The organism is Bacillus sp. XT-2 (genome assembly GCF_025696525.1).
Classification (GTDB): Bacteria; Bacillota; Bacilli; order Bacillales; family Bacillaceae; genus Bacillus; species Bacillus halotolerans.
The window spans coordinates 713,833-732,307 of record NZ_JAHVOC010000001.1; the positions used below are offsets into that span (position 1 = coordinate 713,833).

Here is an 18,475-nt window from a genome sequence, read left to right on the forward strand (position 1 = left end):
AGGAACGGAGGGGTTTCCTATGGAAGAAACCTTTCAAGCGTTATATAAAACTTACCATCAAGATTTATATCAATTTTTATTTTATATGGTAAAGGATAAAAGCCAGGCTGAAGACCTTCTTCAGGAGGTTTATATTCGTGTATTAAATTCATATCATACGTTTGAAGGAAGAAGCAGTGAAAAAACATGGCTTTTGTCGATTGCACGCCATGTGGCGATAGACTGGTTCCGTAAGCAGCAGACGATCAGACAGCGTGTACTCGGGACATTTGATTGGGATACACAGGATGTCAGAGATCAGCAATTGCTTCCGGACGAACTCGCGGTTCAACATGAAAATGTCCGGGAAATTTATGCTGCGCTAGATCAATGTACGATCGATCAAAGAGCTGTGATTATCTTACGGTTTATTCAGGGATATTCAATACAGGAAACAGCCAATGCTCTGCGCTTCTCGGAAAGCAAAGTGAAAACGACCCAACACAGAGGGCTCAAAGTACTTCGGAAACATATGGAGCTTTTGAGGGAGGAGCTAATGGATGATGAAGTCAGATTGGAACGAAGAACAGATAAAGGAGTTGTTAAGTCAACTGCCGGCAGTTAAAGACCATCGTTCTCCGCAAGACATATATAAGCGGCTTTCGATGGCAAAAAGCAAAAAAAAGTCCGCTGTTAGGTGGATTGGCCCCGCATGTGCCACTGCAGTTGCGGTTTATATCGCCTTCATTATTTCTCCTCATTTCTTTGATCAGGCACAGCCTCAACAAAAAGAAGCGTCCCAAGAAAACGCTATAACGAAAACTGAGACAGCAGACAGCAAAAAAGCAGCATTATCCCTGGATCAGTCATCGTTAGTTGTTCCTAAAAAGGAGCAGAACAATTATACGACTGTAGCAATTGCCGATGCCGAAACATCCACAATTATACCCGTCAGCATTAAAAAAACGATTTCAAACCAAACCATACAGGAGGTGCTGTTTGAAAGTGATCAATTGGATATCCTTGATCACGCCATCACGATTCCCTCCTTCATGGATGAAGTGGAAGTAAAGGAAAACCAAAATCATAAGGAATTAAATATACAAGTCGATCAGCCCATTGAGGCTTTTTCTGTAAAAGACGACGCAATACTAAAAAAATTGCTGAAAGAATCTTTAAAATGGAGTCCTTATGAAAAAATCAAAATTTACTCATCGGAGCAGAAAAAGGACGGCGCCAGTATTGGCTCAAATGGTACTTTTACTGAAATTCCTATTCCTAAACAGTCGAACAGAGCCTACTCCTTGTACCAAAATGAACAAGGACAAGACTTTCTCGTTCCAACAGAAAGAACATTTAATACTGTAAAAGAAGCTATTAAAGAAATGGAATCGAGCACTCAAACAAATACTGCACCTCTTATTCAAGCGGGTGCCGTCAAATCTGTAACGGAGAAACAGAATCACTTATATATCCATTTCTCAAAACACTCAGGAGTTGAGGATTCTATTGCCGGCATCTTAATGCTGGAGGGACTTCTTTTAACAGCAAAGGAGTTTGGCTTTACAGAAGTGACCTTTGCGGAAACGGGAACAAAAAAAATCGGCAGATACGATGTAACAGAAGCTATTCCGGTTCCTGCTGCTCCAAATCCGATTTCCTTAAATTAAAAGAGCCTTTTTTCAGGCTCTTTTTTCGTTGCTTTTCATATAATAGAAATTTTCAAAAAAAACTTGTCCGTGTATAATAAAACAAGGTAAAGATTGAAAGGATTTGAGACGAGTGAACGTGTTAACAATCAAAGGAGTTTCCATCGGTGAAGGGATGCCGAAAATCATCGTTCCGCTGATGGGGAAAACAGAAAAGCAAATTTTAAAAGAAGCAGAAGCTGTGAAATTACTGGATCCGGATATTGTCGAGTGGCGAGTCGATGTATTTGAAAAAGCAGACGACAATGAAGCAGTCATAAAGATGATCTCAAAGCTGCGAGAGTCTTTGAGAGACAAGCTGTTTCTATTTACATTCAGATCGCATAAAGAAGGCGGGAGCAAAGAAATGGATGTAAGTTCCTACATCGCTTTGCTGGAAACGGCTATCCGCACAAAAGATATAGACTTTATCGATATTGAATTATTTTCAGGAGAGGCAAACGTTGAAGCCTTAGTATCTTTAGCAGGAGAAAATGGTGTCTACGTGATTATGTCTAATCATGACTTTCAGAAAACACCTGCAAAGGACGAGATCATTTCTCGGCTTCGTAAAATGCAGGAGTTAGGAGCGCATATTCCGAAAATATCCGTAATGCCGAAGGATGCAGGAGATCTTTTAACCTTGCTTGATGCGACGTATACGATGAAGACAAATTATGCGGACCGACCGATGATCACAATGTCAATGGCGGGAACGGGATTAGTCAGCAGGCTGAGCGGTGAGGTATTTGGATCAGCTTGCACATTCGGCGCAGGAGAAGAGGCTTCAGCACCTGGGCAAATACCTGTATCCGAACTGAGAAACGTGTTAGAAGTACTGCACAAACATACATAAACAGGAAACCGTTAAAAAGCAGAAAAAAACTCAAGCTGCAGAGCTTGAGTTTTTTTCATTATGGAAGATCGATAAGTTTCACAGACACGATATCAGGAACATCTGTTAGTTCTTTCACAATTTTATCTTCTAAATGTCTGTCAAAAGAAAGCATCATGATGGCTTCTCCGCCTTTTTCTTTACGGCCAACCTGCATGGTTGCAATGTTAATATCGTTATCTCCGATAATACGTCCCACTCGGCCGATGACCCCCGTCGTATCCTGATGCTGGATGTAAACCAGGTGGCCTGTTGGATAAAAGTCGATATTAAACCCGTTGATTTCGACAATGCGTTCTCCGAAATGAGGGATATAGGTAGCTGTAACGGTAAAGGTGCTGCGGTCTCCTGTCACTTTTACGCTAATGCAATTATCGTATCCAGATTCAGAAGTGGAAATCTTTTCACTAAAGCTAATGCCGCGTTCTTTTGCGACACCGCCCGCATTTACTTCGTTAACTGTTGAGTCAACGCGTGGTTTTAAGAAGCCTGACAGAAGGCTTTTTGTAATAAACGATGTTTCAAGTTTAGCAATTGTGCCTTCATATTGAATCGCGACATCCTGTACCGGCTCTTTCATGCATTGTGATACGAGGCTGCCGATTTTTCCTGCGATTTGGTGGTACGGCTTAATCTTAGCGAATTCATCTTTTGTCATGGCAGGCAGGTTAATGGCTGACATAACAGGAAGACCTTTTGCGAACTGCAGAACTTCTTCTGATACTTGCGCTGCAACATTCAGCTGCGCTTCTTTTGTCGATGCCCCTAGGTGAGGAGTGGCAATCACTAACGGGTGGTCAACGAGTTTATTATCAACTGGCGGTTCAACTTCAAAAACGTCAAGAGCCGCACCGGCAACATGGCCGCTTTCTAAAGCTTCAAGAAGAGCTGCCTCATCGATAATGCCGCCTCGTGCACAGTTAATTAAGCGAACACCTTTTTTCGTTTTTGCAATCGTTTCTTTGTTTAATAAGCCTTTTGTTTCTTTTGTTAACGGTGTATGCACAGTGATGATATCTGCGCTTTCCAAGACTTCTTCGAACGTACGGCTGTTAACACCGATTTTTTTCGCTCTTTCTTCTGTTAAGAAAGGATCAAAAACGTGCACGGTCATACCGAAGGCTCTCGCACGCTGTGCAATTTCGCTTCCGATTCTGCCTAATCCTACAATTCCAAGTGTTTTGCCGTAAAGTTCCGAACCGACATATGCTGTGCGGTTCCATTCTCTGGATTTTACAGAGATATTGGCCTGAGGGATGTGTCTCATTAAAGATGAGATCATCGCGAATGTGTGCTCAGCTGTGGAAATTGTGTTTCCGTTTGGCGCATTAATAACAATTACCCCATGTTTCGTCGCTTCGTCAATGTCGATATTATCAACACCGACACCGGCTCTTCCGACGATTTTTAAAGAAGTCATTTTTTGAAAAAGGTCTTCTGTTACTTTTGTCGCGCTTCGCACCAATAGAGCATCAAAGGTATGTAATTCATCCTCTGCATCTGCTACGTTTTTTTGGACGATTTCAATAAAGTCTGATTCAATAAGTGGTTGTAAGCCGTCGTTGCTCATTTTGTCTGAGACCAATACTCGAAACATCGTAAGATTTCCTCCTAAATTGACAAACTAAATATCTGATAATTTAACATATTCTCAATAGAGTGTCAATGTGTATTGACGCAGTAAAGGATAAAAGGAAAGTGAGGAATTGACCAGTTTTAGAGACTTTTGGCGTTATATTTAATTTGAAGCAATTATCTATACAACCAACCGTTTATCGTTTATAATGGAACCAAATTCATACGATCAATCTTCGGGGCAGGGTGAAATTCCCTACCGGCGGTGATGAGCAATGGCTCTAAGCCCGCGAGCTGTTTTTGACAGCAGGATTCGGTGCGATTCCGAAGCCGACAGTATAGTCTGGATGGGAGAAGATGGAGGTTCAGCAGCGTTTTGAAAGAAAGGTTTTCAAACGTTTCTTTACCAAGCCAAATTTTTGAAACCCCGCTTTTATATCATAGAGCGGTTTTTTTATTGGCTGGAAAAAGAACCTTTCCGCTTTTCGAGTAAGATGTGATCGAAAAGGAGAGAGCAAATTGAAAGTAAAAAAATTAGTCGTGATCAGCATGCTGAGCAGCATCGCATTTGTTTTGATGCTGTTAAATTTTCCGTTTCCGGGGCTTCCTGATTATTTAAAAATTGATTTCAGTGATGTCCCTGCCATTATTGCGATTCTTATATACGGACCTTTAGCGGGTATTGCCGTTGAAGCGATAAAAAACGTTCTTCAATATATCATTCAGGGGAGCATGGCTGGAGTGCCTGTAGGACAAATTGCAAATTTCATTGCCGGAACACTCTTTATTTTGCCGACTGCTTTCTTATTTAAAAAGCTGAACTCAGCAAAAGGCCTGGCAGTAAGTCTTTTGCTTGGAACTGCAGCTATGACGGTGCTGATGAGCATTCTGAATTATGTTCTGATTCTTCCGGCCTACACATGGTTTTTACACTCCCCGGCATTATCCGACAGTGCGCTGAAAACAGCGGTAGTCGCTGGTATCCTGCCATTTAACGTCATAAAAGGCATTGTCATTACGATCGTGTTCACACTTATCTTTATCAAGCTTAAACCGTGGATTGAACAGCAAAGAAGCGCGCATATTCATTAAATAAAAAAAGCTCCCATAGGGGAGCTTTTTCGATTACTTCTATTCAAATTTAAGCGGGTCGCCCTCAAACGGCTCATCCGCCACTTTGATGGAATCAGTAGGGCATCCTTCAAATGCGTCAATCATATCTTCTTCCAGTACTTCAGGAACTTCGACAACGCCTTTGTTTTCGTCAAGCGTTACGAACGCGATGCCTTCATCATCGTAATCGTAAATGTCTGGTGCAGCCGCTCCGCAAGCGCCGCATGCAATGCATGTATCTTTGTCTACGATTGTGTACTTTGCCATGAATAAAACCTCCCAGATTGTTCTTGGTGGAACAAATGGATCAATCTTTATATTTAATCAATTTAACACCTATTCCTCTTACTTATTGTAATGATGTTGATGCCACATTTCAACAGAAAAATGATTGAGAATGCTTATCACATAAGGGGTTATCTACATAACATCCCCCCTAATGATGACTTTAAACGTCGATTTCTGTTTAAAATCTGTTAAAATAAAAAGAACAAACCAGCGATTTTTGTCAGGAAGAATGTGGGTGGATAGGTTGTCATTAAATTACTTTGATATCATGGTTCTCGATTGCCTTTCTAAAATAAACGGGGAACGGACAGGAAGTGCCGTTTTTCACTTATTCAAAGGAAAAAGATCGTCACAAACCATTCAAGATGCTGGCTTATTTCAGACTGCAAGATATTTTGGAATGGCTCCGCAATGTTCAAGAAGCGACATTTCAGCCTCACTTCGCAAGCTTGAACAGCAGTCATTTCTGGAACCGATGTCAGAAACAGATACATACAGAGTGACTATTAGAGGCGAAAGCATGTTGAGGCAGGCGCTGAGTGAACGGCCTTGGCCAGCCCATTGCCACGGCGCTTATTTTCAGCAGGCCGCAAGCGTGCTTTGGAAAAGACTTTCCCTTCTCGTACAGGTATTGTCAAATAAGCAGCACAGCAGCAGACAGTATATTCCCGTCACAAAAGATTATAAGACGCTTCACTGGGTCAAGCGATACATGCACAAGCAAAAGGATCATGAAAAACTGGCAAGAGGCTTGCAGGATATGCTGGAGAATCATTTGCAAAAGCTTGACGAGAAAGCAGCTCTTATCTTTGTCTACTCATTAACTTCATATAATAGGATCGGTTATACGAGCAGGCAGCTTGCTGACAATCTGAAAGAAGACGAGTGGTACGTTTATGTCTTGTTTTGGGCTGGGGTACATTATTTTATTCATTCCTTGCCGCAATGTGAAGATTCTATATTAAAGGATCTTCTTTCTGATGTGCATTTGGAGAACGCACTGACTGAGTCTACGAGAAAAACATGGCAGATGGTCAGACAAGGGATTCCGATTCAGCGAATTGCTGAAATCAGAAAGCTGAAAACCGCCACAATTGAAGACCATATCGTCGAAATTTCTCTTCATGAGCCGGCTTTTGTGATTGATGGATATATTTCGGCTGAAGATCAGCTCCAAATTGCTGAGTTCGCCAAACGCATGCGGACAAACAAGATCAAACAAATTCGAGAAGGCCTAGAGCAGCGGTTCAGCTACTTTCAAATCAGGCTGGCATTGGCAAAGCAGGTGAAACAGTATGACTAAATTACAGCAAGCGTTATATCAGTTTTTTGGTTTTCATTCCTTTAAAAAAGGGCAGGAGGACATCATCAGAAGCGTACTCAGCGGAAAGGATACCATTGCAATGCTTCCGACAGGGGGAGGAAAGTCTCTTTGCTACCAGTTGCCCGGTTATATGCTTGACGGTATGATATTAATCGTTTCTCCTTTGCTTTCTTTAATGGAGGACCAGGTGCAGCAGCTGAAAGCGCGGGGAGAAAAACGAGCTGCCGCATTGAATAGCATGCTCGGCAGGCAGGAAAGACATTTCGTTTTGGAGCATATCCACCGCTACAAATTTTTGTATCTGTCGCCCGAAGCATTGCAGTCGTCATATGTCCTGGAAAAATTAAAGAGCGTTCCGATCAGTCTTTTTGTTATTGATGAAGCGCATTGTATATCGGAATGGGGACATGATTTTAGACCTGATTATTCAAAGCTTGGACAGCTGAGAAAAAAACTAGGGCATCCGCCGGTGCTTGCTCTGACGGCTACGGCGACGAAGGATACGCTGCATGATGTCATGAATTTGCTTGATCTGCAGCATGCCGAACAGCATCTTAACTCAGTTAACCGGCCGAATATTGCGCTCAAAGTTGAAAATACCGCGGATACTGCCGAAAAAATAGATAGGGTCATTCAGCTGGTTGAAAACCTGCAAGGACCGGGAATTGTCTATTGTCCGACAAGGAAATGGGCAGAGGAATTAGCGGAGGAAATTAAATATAAAACAAGCAGCAGGGTTGATTATTACCATGGCGGCATGGATTCTGGTGACAGAATGTTAATTCAGCAGCAATTTATCAATAATCAGCTTGATGTCATTTGCTGTACAAATGCGTTCGGCATGGGTGTTGATAAATCTGATATCAAATATGTCATCCATTTTTATCTCCCGCAGACGGCTGAAGCTTTTATGCAGGAAATCGGCAGAGCAGGGCGTGACGGAAAACCGAGTGTCAGCATTTTGCTCAGAGCGCCTGGAGATTTCGAATTGCAGGAGCAGATTATCCAAATGGAGAGCCTTGCGGATGGAGAAATCGCCAATGTTATTCGCGTGCTGGAAGAAACGGAAGAACAGGACGAAAGAAAACTGCGCGAATTATTCATGCAATATGGTATCACAGAGACGCAGTCGCGCATGATCATCCATCTCTTTATGCAGGGGAAAACATCAATTGATCTGATCAAGCGGGAAATCACGTATCGCATGGAGCTGAAACTTGAAAAAATGCGTCACGTGGCAGCTTTACTTCATCGCGATGGCTGTTTAAGACAATCGCTGTTAGCCTATTTTGATGAAACATACGAGCCCGATAAAGGAAGCATGCCATGCTGTTCACATTGCGGTTTTGATCTTTCGCTGTATGAACAAAAAGAGGAGCGCGTCCAAAAAGCGCCATTAGACGGCTGGAGATCGGAATTGCACCGTATATTCAGTCTAGAGACTGTAGGTGAGCCGAACTGAAACAGCAAAAGGATTTGATCCAGCATCTGTCTGACCGTGATATACTGAAGCAGCTATACATGACACAGCTTCTGATCATCATGGTGTCCGCTGCTGCCGTTTTGTTCTTTTTTCAGGATATAAGTGATTTTTTCAGCCTCTGGCATATTAGAGATACAAGAATCATTTGGTATGGTGTTTCTTTGGCGGTTATTGTCATTTTAGCCGACATGGCAATCATGAAATGGTGTCCGCCTCATTTATATGATGACGGCGGAATCAATAAAAAGTTATTCAGTAAAAGGCCAATCCCTCATATTATATTTTTAACGCTTCTGATTTCTTTTGCTGAAGAAATGTTATTCAGGGGAGTGCTGCAGACCCATATTGGTTTATGGGCGGCCAGTCTTGTATTTGCTGTTCTTCATTTTCGGTATTTGACAAAATGGCTGCTATTTATCATGGTGACGGCAATCAGCTTTTTGCTTGGACTGATTTATGAATGGACCGGCAATCTATTTGTTCCGGTAACGGCGCATTTTATTATTGATGCCGTGTTTGCCTGTCAGATTCGTTTTGAACATGTTAGGAGGGATACACATGACGAACATGTCTAGAGTAGAGAGAAGAAAAGCCCAGAATCTTTATGAAGACCATAAAACCGCATTGGCGGACGACCTTTTCGAAGATGATGAAGAAAGCCTTCCGACAAGACAATCTGTAAAAAATCAAAGAGAGAAGAAAAAAAAGCAAGGCAAAACAAGAACGCCGTTATTTACCACTCTCGCAGTACTGTTTGTATTTGTGCCGGTTATCGTCTTTGTCACCTTATTTTATCTAATGAAAAGCCATCCGGGAAATCCCGATGATTATGAAGATGTTTTTATAAACAGCAGCCAGAGTAAATACGAGGTGGTCCAAAAACCAGAGGCCAAAAAAGAAACGGCAGAGACAGTTCTGCGCGAAGAGTCAAAAAAAAAATCTGAAGGCAAAAAGACAGAGAAACAAACAGAAGCAACAACTGATAAGAAGCAGCCTGCTGTAGCGGAAAAAGAGAACACAGCAAACAAACAGGAAGCAAAAAGCGCGGCTGCTTCCCCTTCCCCGGAAAAAACAGTCCAAAAAGAGCAGGAACAGGTACAGCAGCAGTCTGAACCAGTTCAAGATACGGAGGCAAAACGTATCGTTCAGCACACCGTTCAAAAGAAAGAAACGCTGTACCGAATTTCCATGAAATATTATAAAAGCAGATCAGGAGAAGAAAAGATCCGTGCCTATAACCATTTGAACGGAAATGACGTTTATACCGGGCAAATTTTGGACATCCCTTTGACTTATTAGCGGGCATCTTTTTGATCGCAGGCTCATATATTGTAGCAATGAAAAGGGACAAGGTGTGAAGCGTATGGAATCCTTATGGAACCAGCTGGACCGATTTACGGACGCGCCGACCAAACAGATGCTACAGGCGTTGGTGAAACGAAAACAAAAATACGAAAACTATGCTGCGCAATGCCGAAGGTGGCGGTGGACCTCACTCATTTGCCTGGGCTTATTATGTCTTTTAATGATGATCAAAAGTCCGGCGCCTCAGCTCATTCTTCAAGAAATGCTCAGCCATACCTTTTATTTATTTTGGATGATGGCAACTGCTTTTGCATACTGCACTTCATATTATTTTAAGAAAAAAGAAGAAAAAGCCGAGGGTGATTTCCATAAACTGAGATGTGAAATTATTCAGAAAAGCACTGATCTTTGGCCGCAGCCTGATAAATGGAAGGCGAGAGAATCTGTTTTTCAATTGATGAAGCACCAATACGATATTAATCTATATTTTGAAAGTAAATAAAATGGGGCGTTTTCTCAAACGATAGAAACGTCTTTTTTTTATTGTCCGTCTTATTGATAAGTTCTAAAAGAATGGAGAGTTTTTAATGAAGCGATCAATGAAAATTGCCGGTGCATTGGCTATTGCAGCAGCGGCAATGACGGCAAAAATGTATTCAGTGGCAAAAGGCAATCACCTAAAAATCCATACATTTACGTTATCAAAAATGAAGGGGAAGCCGCCTCTTACGATCTTTTTTATATCTGACATTCATAAACGTATTGTTGATCACGGTCTTTTAGAGGAAGCGCAGGGCCATCAGCCGGATCTGGTTATAATCGGGGGTGATTTAGCTGAGGGCGGGGTGTCCTGCTCGAGAATTGAGGAAAACGTCAGAAGGCTTGCGGGTTTGGGAGTCCCTGTCATGTTTGTCTGGGGAAACAATGATTATGAAATCAGTCAGCGGAAACTGTATGCTATATTTAAAACGCACCGTATTATTACGCTGCGAAATGAATCGGTTCCTTTTGCGTATAACGGACATACCATCACCATAGCCGGAGTGGATGACATCAGGATGGAGATGGATGATTATGAAGAAGCGATTAAAGAAATTGACGGGAACCAGGTGAACGTTCTGGTTTGCCATAATCCTGAGATCCATCAACAAATCAATGAAACTGACGGTATTGATGTGATATTCAGCGGGCATACCCATGGCGGGCAGATTCGATTTGGGAAATTTGGCCCTTATGAGCTTGGTACAACCGGTTTTGTTAAAAATGCTGCGTACCTCATCAGCAATGGGTACGGCACAACAAAAGTGCCCCTTCGTTTAGGGGCGGAGCCTGAGGCACACATCGTGACACTTGCAGCACCTGAATGACTTCCCTAAAGAGTGTGTCAATAAAAAACTGCATTGTGCTTGTCTTACTAGTGAACTCAGTGTAAACTGATAACAATTAAGAACCTATGACTCATCATCTCATATAATGTGTTATATGATTTGTGTGCAAGTAGAGGCAGGAGGGAACGTTATGCGGCTTGAGCGTCTGAATTATAATAAGATCAAAATCTTCTTGACCCTCGATGATTTAACTGATCGTGGATTAACAAAAGAAGACCTCTGGAAGGACTCATTTAAAGTCCACCAGTTATTTAAAGATATGATGAATGAAGCAAATACAGAGCTCGGCTTTGAAGCGAATGGACCGATTGCAGTGGAAGTGTATTCTCTCCAAGCACAAGGGATGGTTGTGATCGTAACAAAGAACCAAGAAGCGGATTCAGAAGAAGATGAGTATGATGATGATTACATCGAAATGCAAGTCAAGCTTGACGAAAGCGCGGACATCATATATCAATTCCATTCCTTTGAAGATATCATTCAGCTTTCTGAAAGCTTACAGCGGATCGGTATCACAGGAGGAACTGTCTACCACTATGAAGGACAGTACTTTCTGAGCCTTGAAGACTTGGGATCACAGACTGCCGAGGGTGTTGTGGCGGTCCTGGCTGAATACGGCAATCCGACAACATTAACGATTTATCGCTTACAAGAGTATGGTAAGCTCATTATGGACGGAAATGCTGTAGAGACAATCCAAACTCATTTTTCATAAGAATGGAAGAAAAACTGCTGTTTTTTACAGCGGTTTTTTTTGTTAAAAAACATGGAAAAACATAACGTTTATCCTATGCATAGATCATATGAAGGTGTATACTATTCTCTGAAAGGGAGCATGTGAGAAACAGAAGATTCTAGGAGGTTAACTCAAATGGCAGCCGATCGAAACACCGGTCATACAGAAGAGGACAAACTTGATGTATTAAAATCAACCCAAACCGTAATACATAAGGCTCTGGAAAAATTGGGATATCCTGAAGAAGTATACGAACTGTTAAAAGAGCCGATGAGATTATTAACGGTAAAAATACCAGTTCGTATGGACGACGGTTCAGTCAAGATTTTTACGGGTTATCGTGCCCAGCACAATGACTCTGTCGGTCCGACAAAAGGCGGGATACGTTTTCACCCGAACGTAACTGAAAAAGAGGTGAAGGCACTTTCCATTTGGATGAGTTTAAAATGCGGTATCATTGATCTTCCATATGGCGGTGGTAAAGGCGGAATTGTTTGTGATCCAAGGGATATGTCGTTTAGAGAGCTGGAGCGTCTAAGCAGGGGTTATGTCAGAGCTATCAGCCAAATTGTCGGTCCGACGAAAGACGTGCCGGCACCGGATGTATTTACAAACTCACAAATCATGGCTTGGATGATGGATGAGTATTCAAGAATTGATGAATTTAATTCGCCTGGGTTCATTACAGGCAAACCGCTTGTGCTTGGCGGATCTCACGGGAGAGAATCAGCGACAGCAAAAGGTGTAACCATCTGCATAAAAGAAGCGGCGAAGAAAAAAGGCATCGATATTAAAGGTGCGCGAGTTGTCGTTCAAGGCTTCGGAAACGCCGGAAGCTATTTGGCAAAATTTATGCATGATGCAGGGGCAAAGGTTGTCGGCATATCCGATGCATACGGCGGACTGTATGACCCTGAAGGTCTGGATATTGATTATTTACTCGACCGCCGCGACAGTTTTGGCACAGTGACAAAGCTTTTCAACGATACCATTACGAACCAAGAGCTGCTGGAACTGGATTGTGATATTTTAGTTCCTGCCGCGATTGAAAACCAAATTACAGAAGAAAATGCCCATAACATTCAGGCGAAAATCGTTGTTGAAGCAGCAAACGGCCCAACTACGCTTGAAGGAACAAAAATTCTTTCAGACCGTGACATTCTGCTTGTTCCGGATGTACTGGCAAGCGCGGGAGGCGTAACGGTTTCTTATTTTGAATGGGTTCAGAATAACCAAGGCTTCTACTGGGGCGAGGAAGAAGTAGAAGAGAAATTAGAAAAAATGATGGTAAAATCATTCAACAATATTTATGAAATGGCCAACAACCGAAGAATCGACATGAGACTTGCCGCTTATATGGTAGGCGTGCGTAAAATGGCGGAGGCTTCGCGCTTTAGAGGCTGGATATAAGTTGATGATTTGCATAAAAAATAAAAATCTCCTATGATAAAATAGGAGATTTTTTTATTTGGAAATAGAAAAATGTGAATCGAATGCCAATCGCAGGAGTTGACGGAAATGATTGAAGAAAAAGCAATAATTATTGGCGGAGGTCCTTGCGGGTTATCTGCGGCCATTCACCTAAAACAAATTGGCATTGATGCCCTCGTCATTGAAAAAGGCAATGTCGTTAACAGTATTTACAATTATCCGACGCATCAAACCTTTTTCAGCTCAAGTGAAAAGCTTGAAATCGGTGACGTGGCATTTATTACCGAAAACAGAAAGCCTGTCAGAATTCAGGCTTTGTCGTACTACAGGGAAGTCGTGAAGCGGAAAAAGATCCGTGTGAATGCATTTGAAATGGTTCAAAAAGTGACAAAAGCAGAAAACAATTCATTTGTTATCGAAACGTCAAAAGAGACGTATTCAACACCATACTGCATTATTGCCACAGGCTATTATGATCATCCAAACTATATGAACGTACCCGGTGAGGATTTGCCAAAAGTATTCCATTATTTTAAGGAAGGACATCCGTATTTCGATAAAGACGTCGTCGTTATCGGCGGGAAAAATTCAAGTGTAGATGCTGCGCTTGAACTCGTAAAATCAGGAGCGCGTGTCACCGTTTTATACAGGGGCAATGAATATTCTTCTAGCATTAAGCCATGGATTCTGCCAGAATTCGAATCTTTAGTAAGAAACGGTACAATCCGAATGGAATTTGGCGCTTGTGTAGAAAAAATCACTGAAGATGAAGTCGTTTTCCGCTCCGGCCAGCAGGAACTGATTACCATTAAAAACGACTTTGTATTTGCCATGACGGGTTATCATCCTGATCATCAATTTTTGAAAAAAATCGGTGTGAAAATCGATGAGGAATCAGGGCGTCCGTTTTTTAATGAAGAAACGATGGAAACCAATGTGGAAGGCGTTTTTATTGCCGGGGTCATCGCTGCCGGAAACAATGCAAATGAAATATTTATTGAAAACGGAAGATTTCACGGCGGCCACATCGCAAATGAAATCGCAAAAAGAGAAGATAAGTGAAAAGAGGAGAGCATATGAAGGATTCGTATGCTCTTTTTGTTTTTTTAAGGGCAGACAGATGTAAATTCATACACAACATGGTAGGATAGACATAGGAATATAAAGGAAAGAGGTTGCCTGATGTTTGCAATCATCTCTGCAGGAATTGCTCCCGGCATCGCGCTGTTAAGTTATTTTTATTTAAAAGATCAGTATGATAATGAACCTGTACATATGGTGCTTCGGTCATTTTTTCTTGGGGTTGTTCTTGTATTTCCCACCATGTTTATCCAGTATGTGCTTGAAAAAGAGAATGTGGGAGGCGGAAGCTTTTTTGTTTCTTTTTTGTCTTCTGGCTTTTTGGAGGAATCATTAAAATGGTTTATTTTAATGATCAGTGTTTACCCGCACGCCCACTTTGATGAACATTATGACGGAATTGTATACGGCGCAAGTGTATCGCTCGGTTTTGCGACATTCGAAAATATTCTTTATTTAATCGGTCATGGCGTGGAGCATGCGTTTGTCAGAGCGCTGCTGCCCGTTTCATGCCATGCCTTAATTGGAGTGATTATGGGGTTTTACCTAGGGAAAGCGCGTTTTTCCGCTGAAAAAGCACGTGTAAAATGGCTTTTCCTTTCGTTGGCCGTACCTTCACTTTTACATGGGTCGTATGACTTTATCCTGACAGCCCTCAGTAATTGGATCTATTACATGCTTCCATTTATGTTATTTTTATGGTGGTTTGGTTTGCGAAAAGCAAAAAAAGCCCGTTCCGTCAATATGATGCAGATATAGAAGAGCCGCACAGCGATAGTGCGGCTTTTTGATTTGCTGAAATTTTTAAGCTGTGAGGGATAAGAAGGAAAGAGTGTATAAAAATAACCTCATTACAGAAAATACGATTACACTCAAAAATTTGCTGTAGGAGGCTTGAAAAGATGAAGTCCAAAGGATCGATTATGGCATGTCTCATCTTATTTTCCTTTATAATTACGACGTTTATCAATACTGAAACAATTTCAGCCTTTTCTAATCAAGTCATTCAAAGAGGGGCAACAGGGGACGATGTGATCGAGCTGCAGGCGCGTCTTCAATATAACGGATATTATAATGGGAAAATTGACGGGGTTTATGGATGGGGGACATACTGGGCAGTACGGAACTTTCAGGATCAATTCGGCTTAAAAGAGGTAGACGGTCTGGTCGGAGCCCAAACCAAACAGACCTTGATATCTAAGTCTAAATATTACCGTGAATATGTCATGGAGCAGCTCCAAAAAGGAAATAAATTCACGCATTACGGAAAAATACCGCTGAAATACCAAACGAAACCGTCAAAAACAGCGACTCAAAAAGCAAGGCAGCAAGCAGAGACGCGGCAGAAACAGCCTGCTGAAAAAATAACACAGCAGCCGCAAGCGAATAAACAGCAAAACAACAACACGCCTGCAAAAACCAAAAAACAGGATGCGGTTGCAGCTAACATGCCGGGCGGTTTTTCCAATAATGATATTCGGCTGCTTTCTCAAGCAGTTTACGGGGAAGCGCGTGGCGAGCCGTACGAGGGACAGGTTGCTATTGCAGCAGTTATCTTGAATCGTTTAAACAGTCCGTTATTTCCAAATTCAATAGCAGGTGTTATTTTTGAACCGCTTGCCTTTACAGCGGTGGCTGACGGACAAATTTATATGCAGCCGAACGAAACAGCAAGAGAAGCAGTATTAGACGCCATTAATGGCTGGGACCCTTCCGAGGAAGCGCTGTATTACTTTAATCCGGATACAGCTACCAGCGCGTGGATTTGGGGGCGCCCGCAGATTAAGAGAATCGGTAAACACATTTTCTGTGAGTAGCAGGACATAAGAAAGCATAAAAATGAGGTGTGATAAATGATCAGAGCTATTTTAATCGCAGTGCTAGGTATTGCAATTGTCGGTACTAGTTACTGGGGATACAAAGAGCACCAGGAAAAAGACGCTGTCCTTCTTCATGCTGAAAATAACTATCAGCGGGCGTTTCATGAGCTCACCTATCAGGTAGACCAGCTGCATGATAAAATTGGTGCAACGCTTGCCATGAACAGCAAAAAATCACTGTCCCCCGCATTGATAGATGTTTGGAGAATTACATCAGAAGCCCATAACAGTGTCAGTCAGCTGCCGCTTACATTAATGCCGTTTAACAAAACGGAAGAGCTGTTATCCAAGATCGGCGATTTCAGCTATAAAACGTCAATCAGAGATTTGGATCAAAAACCGCTCGACGAAAAAGAGTATACTTCGTTAAATAAGCTTTATCAGCAATCAGAAGATATACAAAATGAACTGCGCCACGTTCAGCACCTTGTCATGAGCAAGAACTTGCGCTGGATGGATGTAGAGATGGCGCTGGCCTCTGATGAAAAACAGAGTGATAACACGATCATCAACAGCTTTAAAACGGTTGAAAAAAATGTTGGATCCTTTGCCTCAGGAACAGATCTTGGGCCAAGTTTCACCAGCACCAAAAAAGAAGAGAAGGGTTTTGCCCATCTGAAGGGAAAAGAAATTTCTGCACAGGAAGCCAAACAAATTGCCCAACGCTTTGCACCTGATGACAATTATGCAATCAAAGTGATAAAGAGCGGAAAAAAAACAAACCGTGACGTCTACAGTATCAGTATGAAAGATCCTGATCATAAAGCAGCGATATATATGGATATTACAAAAAAAGGCGGACACCCGGTTTATTTAATCCAAAACAGAGAAGTGAAAGATCAGAAAATCAGCTTGAATGACGGATCGAATCGAGCCCTTGCTTTTCTAAAGAAAAACGGATATGAAACAAAAGATCTGGAAATCGATGAAAGTGCGCAATACGATAAAATCGGTGTATTCTCATATGTTCCAATAGAAAATAATGTCCGGATGTATCCAGAAGCCATCCGTATGAAAGTTGCCTTGGATGACGGCGAGGTTGTCGGCTTTTCAGCACGAGATTTCTTAACATCCCACAGAAAAAGAGACATACCAAAGCCGGCTATCTCTGAACAAGATGCGAAAGCAAAATTAAACAAAAGTGTAGAAGTGAGAGAAACAAGGCTTGCTGTGATCACAAATGAATTAGGACAGGAAGTATTATGCTATGAAATGCTTGGTACGATTGAAAATGATACATTCAGAATGTATATAAATGCTAATGACGGAACGGAAGAGAAAGTTGAAAAACTAAAAAATGCTGAACCTATATATAAAGACCTATAAAAACTAGGAGGAAAGGACTAAAAGTCTTTTCCTTTTTTTCATTACATGCTTTAATAAAAAAGTGAGTATATTGAATGCGAAAGAGTGAAGTCAATGATAGAGATTGGGGAAACTGTACACTTAGAATACATAGAAGAAAATGATTTAAAAATAGCAAAGAGCAAAGCCGTGAGTATAGAAAACGGAGAGCTCCTGATCGCATATCCGGTTGATGTATACACAGGAAGAACCGTGATTTTACATCATGATACTGAAGTAACGGTAGAGTTTGTCGGTAAAGACGAAGTGCCTTACCGCTTCTCAAGCCGAATTAAGGGAAAAGTGACGGACAAGCTTCAAATGATCTGCCTTGAAGTGCCTCCCCGTGAAAAAATGAAGCGAATTCAGCGCCGGCAATATGTAAGAACTGACGCGGTATTGGATGTGCTTGTCGAGCCGGCAGATGAAAAAGACGGGTTTCATACACTCTCGTACAATATCAGCGCCGGCGGTATTGCTTTGATTGTGACAGATGGCTATTCTTTTCAGCACGGGGATACGCTGCGCCTGTTCATCAGCCTTCAGGATGAGGAGAAAACGCATCAAATAGAGGCTGACGCGGTTGTCAGGCGTGTGTTTAATGATTCAAAATCAGGCAAACGTAAAATGACCTTGGAGTATTCGGAGATTTCATCCGGTAATCAGCAGCTCCTTCTTCAGTATTGCATTCGCCGCCAGTTAAACAAGAGAAGAAAGGGACGATTGGAATAAACATCGGCTAACACTTCCATACTATTTGTAATGGAGGTGGGCTGATGAAGACCTTTGAACGGCTGCTGCTCAAATTATTGTTCATTCAGGCAGTGATTTTACTTGGTATCCAGTTTCTTTTTCACTATCAGCATATTGAACCTTATGTCTCAAAAGTGATTCAATATGAAGGGGTGGACAAAATGGAAGTTAATGATTGGGTAGAAACCTTCAAACATTAATTATTCATGAATT

At 41.8% G+C, this 18,475-nt stretch carries 20 protein-coding genes and 1 riboswitch; of the genes, 18 read left to right on the forward strand and 2 right to left on the reverse strand.

The genetic code is table 11. The annotated features are described in order from the left end of the window. Positions 1–19: 19 nt before the first annotated feature. The 3 genes from sigX to aroD all read left to right on the forward strand — a co-directional run bounded on the left by sigX (position 20) and on the right by aroD (position 2,523). On the forward strand, positions 20–604 hold the full coding sequence (gene sigX / locus KXD37_RS03905; RefSeq protein WP_024121898.1) for an RNA polymerase sigma factor SigX: 585 nt from the start codon (positions 20–22) through the stop codon (positions 602–604). Further along, positions 540–1,649, forward strand: a complete 1,110-nt coding sequence (locus tag KXD37_RS03910) for a sigma-X negative effector (RefSeq protein WP_151175114.1) — start codon at positions 540–542, stop codon at positions 1,647–1,649. The genes sigX and KXD37_RS03910 overlap by 65 nt, the downstream gene beginning before the upstream one ends. Positions 1,650–1,761: 112 nt before the next feature. Next, positions 1,762–2,523, forward strand: a complete 762-nt coding sequence (aroD, locus tag KXD37_RS03915; protein WP_106020038.1) for a type I 3-dehydroquinate dehydratase — start codon at positions 1,762–1,764, stop codon at positions 2,521–2,523. 58 nt (positions 2,524–2,581) lie between these two features. On the opposite strand, the gene serA is transcribed toward aroD, so the two are convergent. Next, the gene (gene serA / locus KXD37_RS03920) at positions 2,582–4,159 is read right to left on the reverse strand and encodes a phosphoglycerate dehydrogenase (protein WP_101860353.1); all 1,578 of its coding nucleotides are present in this window, start codon (positions 4,157–4,159) and stop codon (positions 2,582–2,584) included. 206 nt (positions 4,160–4,365) lie between these two features. Then, a riboswitch (FMN riboswitch) is annotated at positions 4,366–4,500 on the forward strand. Positions 4,501–4,656: 156 nt separating this feature from the next. On the opposite strand from serA, the gene fmnP reads away from it, so the two are divergent. Beyond that, positions 4,657–5,229: a riboflavin transporter FmnP gene (gene fmnP / locus KXD37_RS03925; protein WP_024121894.1), complete on the forward strand. Its 573-nt coding sequence runs from the start codon at positions 4,657–4,659 to the stop codon at positions 5,227–5,229. Between the two features lie 39 nt (positions 5,230–5,268). Here the strand turns inward: fmnP and KXD37_RS03930 are convergent, their stop codons facing one another. Continuing rightward, complete coding sequence (locus KXD37_RS03930) at positions 5,269–5,517, reverse strand: ferredoxin (protein WP_003225461.1); 249 nt, start codon at positions 5,515–5,517, stop codon at positions 5,269–5,271. A 265-nt stretch (positions 5,518–5,782) separates the two neighbouring features. Between KXD37_RS03930 and KXD37_RS03935 the strand changes: the two genes are divergently transcribed. The 14 genes from KXD37_RS03935 to KXD37_RS04000 all read left to right on the forward strand — a co-directional run bounded on the left by KXD37_RS03935 (position 5,783) and on the right by KXD37_RS04000 (position 18,462). After that, positions 5,783–6,841 carry a helix-turn-helix domain-containing protein gene (locus KXD37_RS03935; RefSeq protein ID WP_188323813.1) on the forward strand — a complete coding sequence of 353 codons (1,059 nt, stop codon included), beginning with the start codon at positions 5,783–5,785 and terminating at the stop codon, positions 6,839–6,841. Beyond that, positions 6,834–8,324 (forward strand): RecQ family ATP-dependent DNA helicase, encoded by a 1,491-nt coding sequence (locus tag KXD37_RS03940; protein WP_106020037.1) that lies wholly within the window; start codon positions 6,834–6,836, stop codon positions 8,322–8,324. The genes KXD37_RS03935 and KXD37_RS03940 overlap by 8 nt, the downstream gene beginning before the upstream one ends. Positions 8,325–8,338: 14 nt before the next feature. Continuing rightward, positions 8,339–8,920 carry a CPBP family intramembrane glutamic endopeptidase gene (locus KXD37_RS03945; protein WP_283912421.1) on the forward strand — a complete coding sequence of 194 codons (582 nt, stop codon included), beginning with the start codon at positions 8,339–8,341 and terminating at the stop codon, positions 8,918–8,920. Beyond that, positions 8,904–9,644 carry a LysM peptidoglycan-binding domain-containing protein gene (locus KXD37_RS03950; protein WP_106020036.1) on the forward strand — a complete coding sequence of 247 codons (741 nt, stop codon included), beginning with the start codon at positions 8,904–8,906 and terminating at the stop codon, positions 9,642–9,644. The genes KXD37_RS03945 and KXD37_RS03950 overlap by 17 nt, the downstream gene beginning before the upstream one ends. Before the next feature lie 64 nt (positions 9,645–9,708). Then, positions 9,709–10,152, forward strand: a complete 444-nt coding sequence (locus KXD37_RS03955) for a YpbF family protein (protein ID WP_024121889.1) — start codon at positions 9,709–9,711, stop codon at positions 10,150–10,152. Positions 10,153–10,237: 85 nt separating this feature from the next. Continuing rightward, entirely contained in the window at positions 10,238–11,017 is a 780-nt protein-coding gene (locus KXD37_RS03960) for a metallophosphoesterase (protein WP_151175112.1), read from the forward strand. Between the two features lie 151 nt (positions 11,018–11,168). Further along, positions 11,169–11,753, forward strand: coding sequence for a genetic competence negative regulator (locus KXD37_RS03965; RefSeq protein ID WP_010334765.1), 585 nt, complete (start codon positions 11,169–11,171; stop codon positions 11,751–11,753). A 156-nt stretch (positions 11,754–11,909) separates the two neighbouring features. Continuing rightward, positions 11,910–13,184 (forward strand): NAD-specific glutamate dehydrogenase, encoded by a 1,275-nt coding sequence (gene gudB, locus KXD37_RS03970; protein WP_044154979.1) that lies wholly within the window; start codon positions 11,910–11,912, stop codon positions 13,182–13,184. 108 nt (positions 13,185–13,292) lie between these two features. Then, positions 13,293–14,267: a YpdA family putative bacillithiol disulfide reductase gene (locus KXD37_RS03975; protein ID WP_151175111.1), complete on the forward strand. Its 975-nt coding sequence runs from the start codon at positions 13,293–13,295 to the stop codon at positions 14,265–14,267. A 120-nt stretch (positions 14,268–14,387) separates the two neighbouring features. After that, positions 14,388–15,044: a glutamic-type intramembrane protease PrsW gene (prsW, locus tag KXD37_RS03980; protein ID WP_151175110.1), complete on the forward strand. Its 657-nt coding sequence runs from the start codon at positions 14,388–14,390 to the stop codon at positions 15,042–15,044. A gap of 143 nt (positions 15,045–15,187) precedes the next feature. Then, positions 15,188–16,102 carry a spore cortex-lytic enzyme gene (sleB, locus tag KXD37_RS03985; RefSeq protein ID WP_151175109.1) on the forward strand — a complete coding sequence of 305 codons (915 nt, stop codon included), beginning with the start codon at positions 15,188–15,190 and terminating at the stop codon, positions 16,100–16,102. Positions 16,103–16,138: 36 nt separating this feature from the next. Continuing rightward, positions 16,139–17,491, forward strand: a complete 1,353-nt coding sequence (ypeB, locus tag KXD37_RS03990; protein ID WP_024121883.1) for a germination protein YpeB — start codon at positions 16,139–16,141, stop codon at positions 17,489–17,491. A gap of 93 nt (positions 17,492–17,584) precedes the next feature. Beyond that, entirely contained in the window at positions 17,585–18,241 is a 657-nt protein-coding gene (locus KXD37_RS03995) for a flagellar brake protein (RefSeq protein WP_151175108.1), read from the forward strand. A 44-nt stretch (positions 18,242–18,285) separates the two neighbouring features. After that, entirely contained in the window at positions 18,286–18,462 is a 177-nt protein-coding gene (locus KXD37_RS04000) for a YpfB family protein (protein WP_063623048.1), read from the forward strand. The last annotated feature ends 13 nt before the right edge of the window (positions 18,463–18,475 follow it).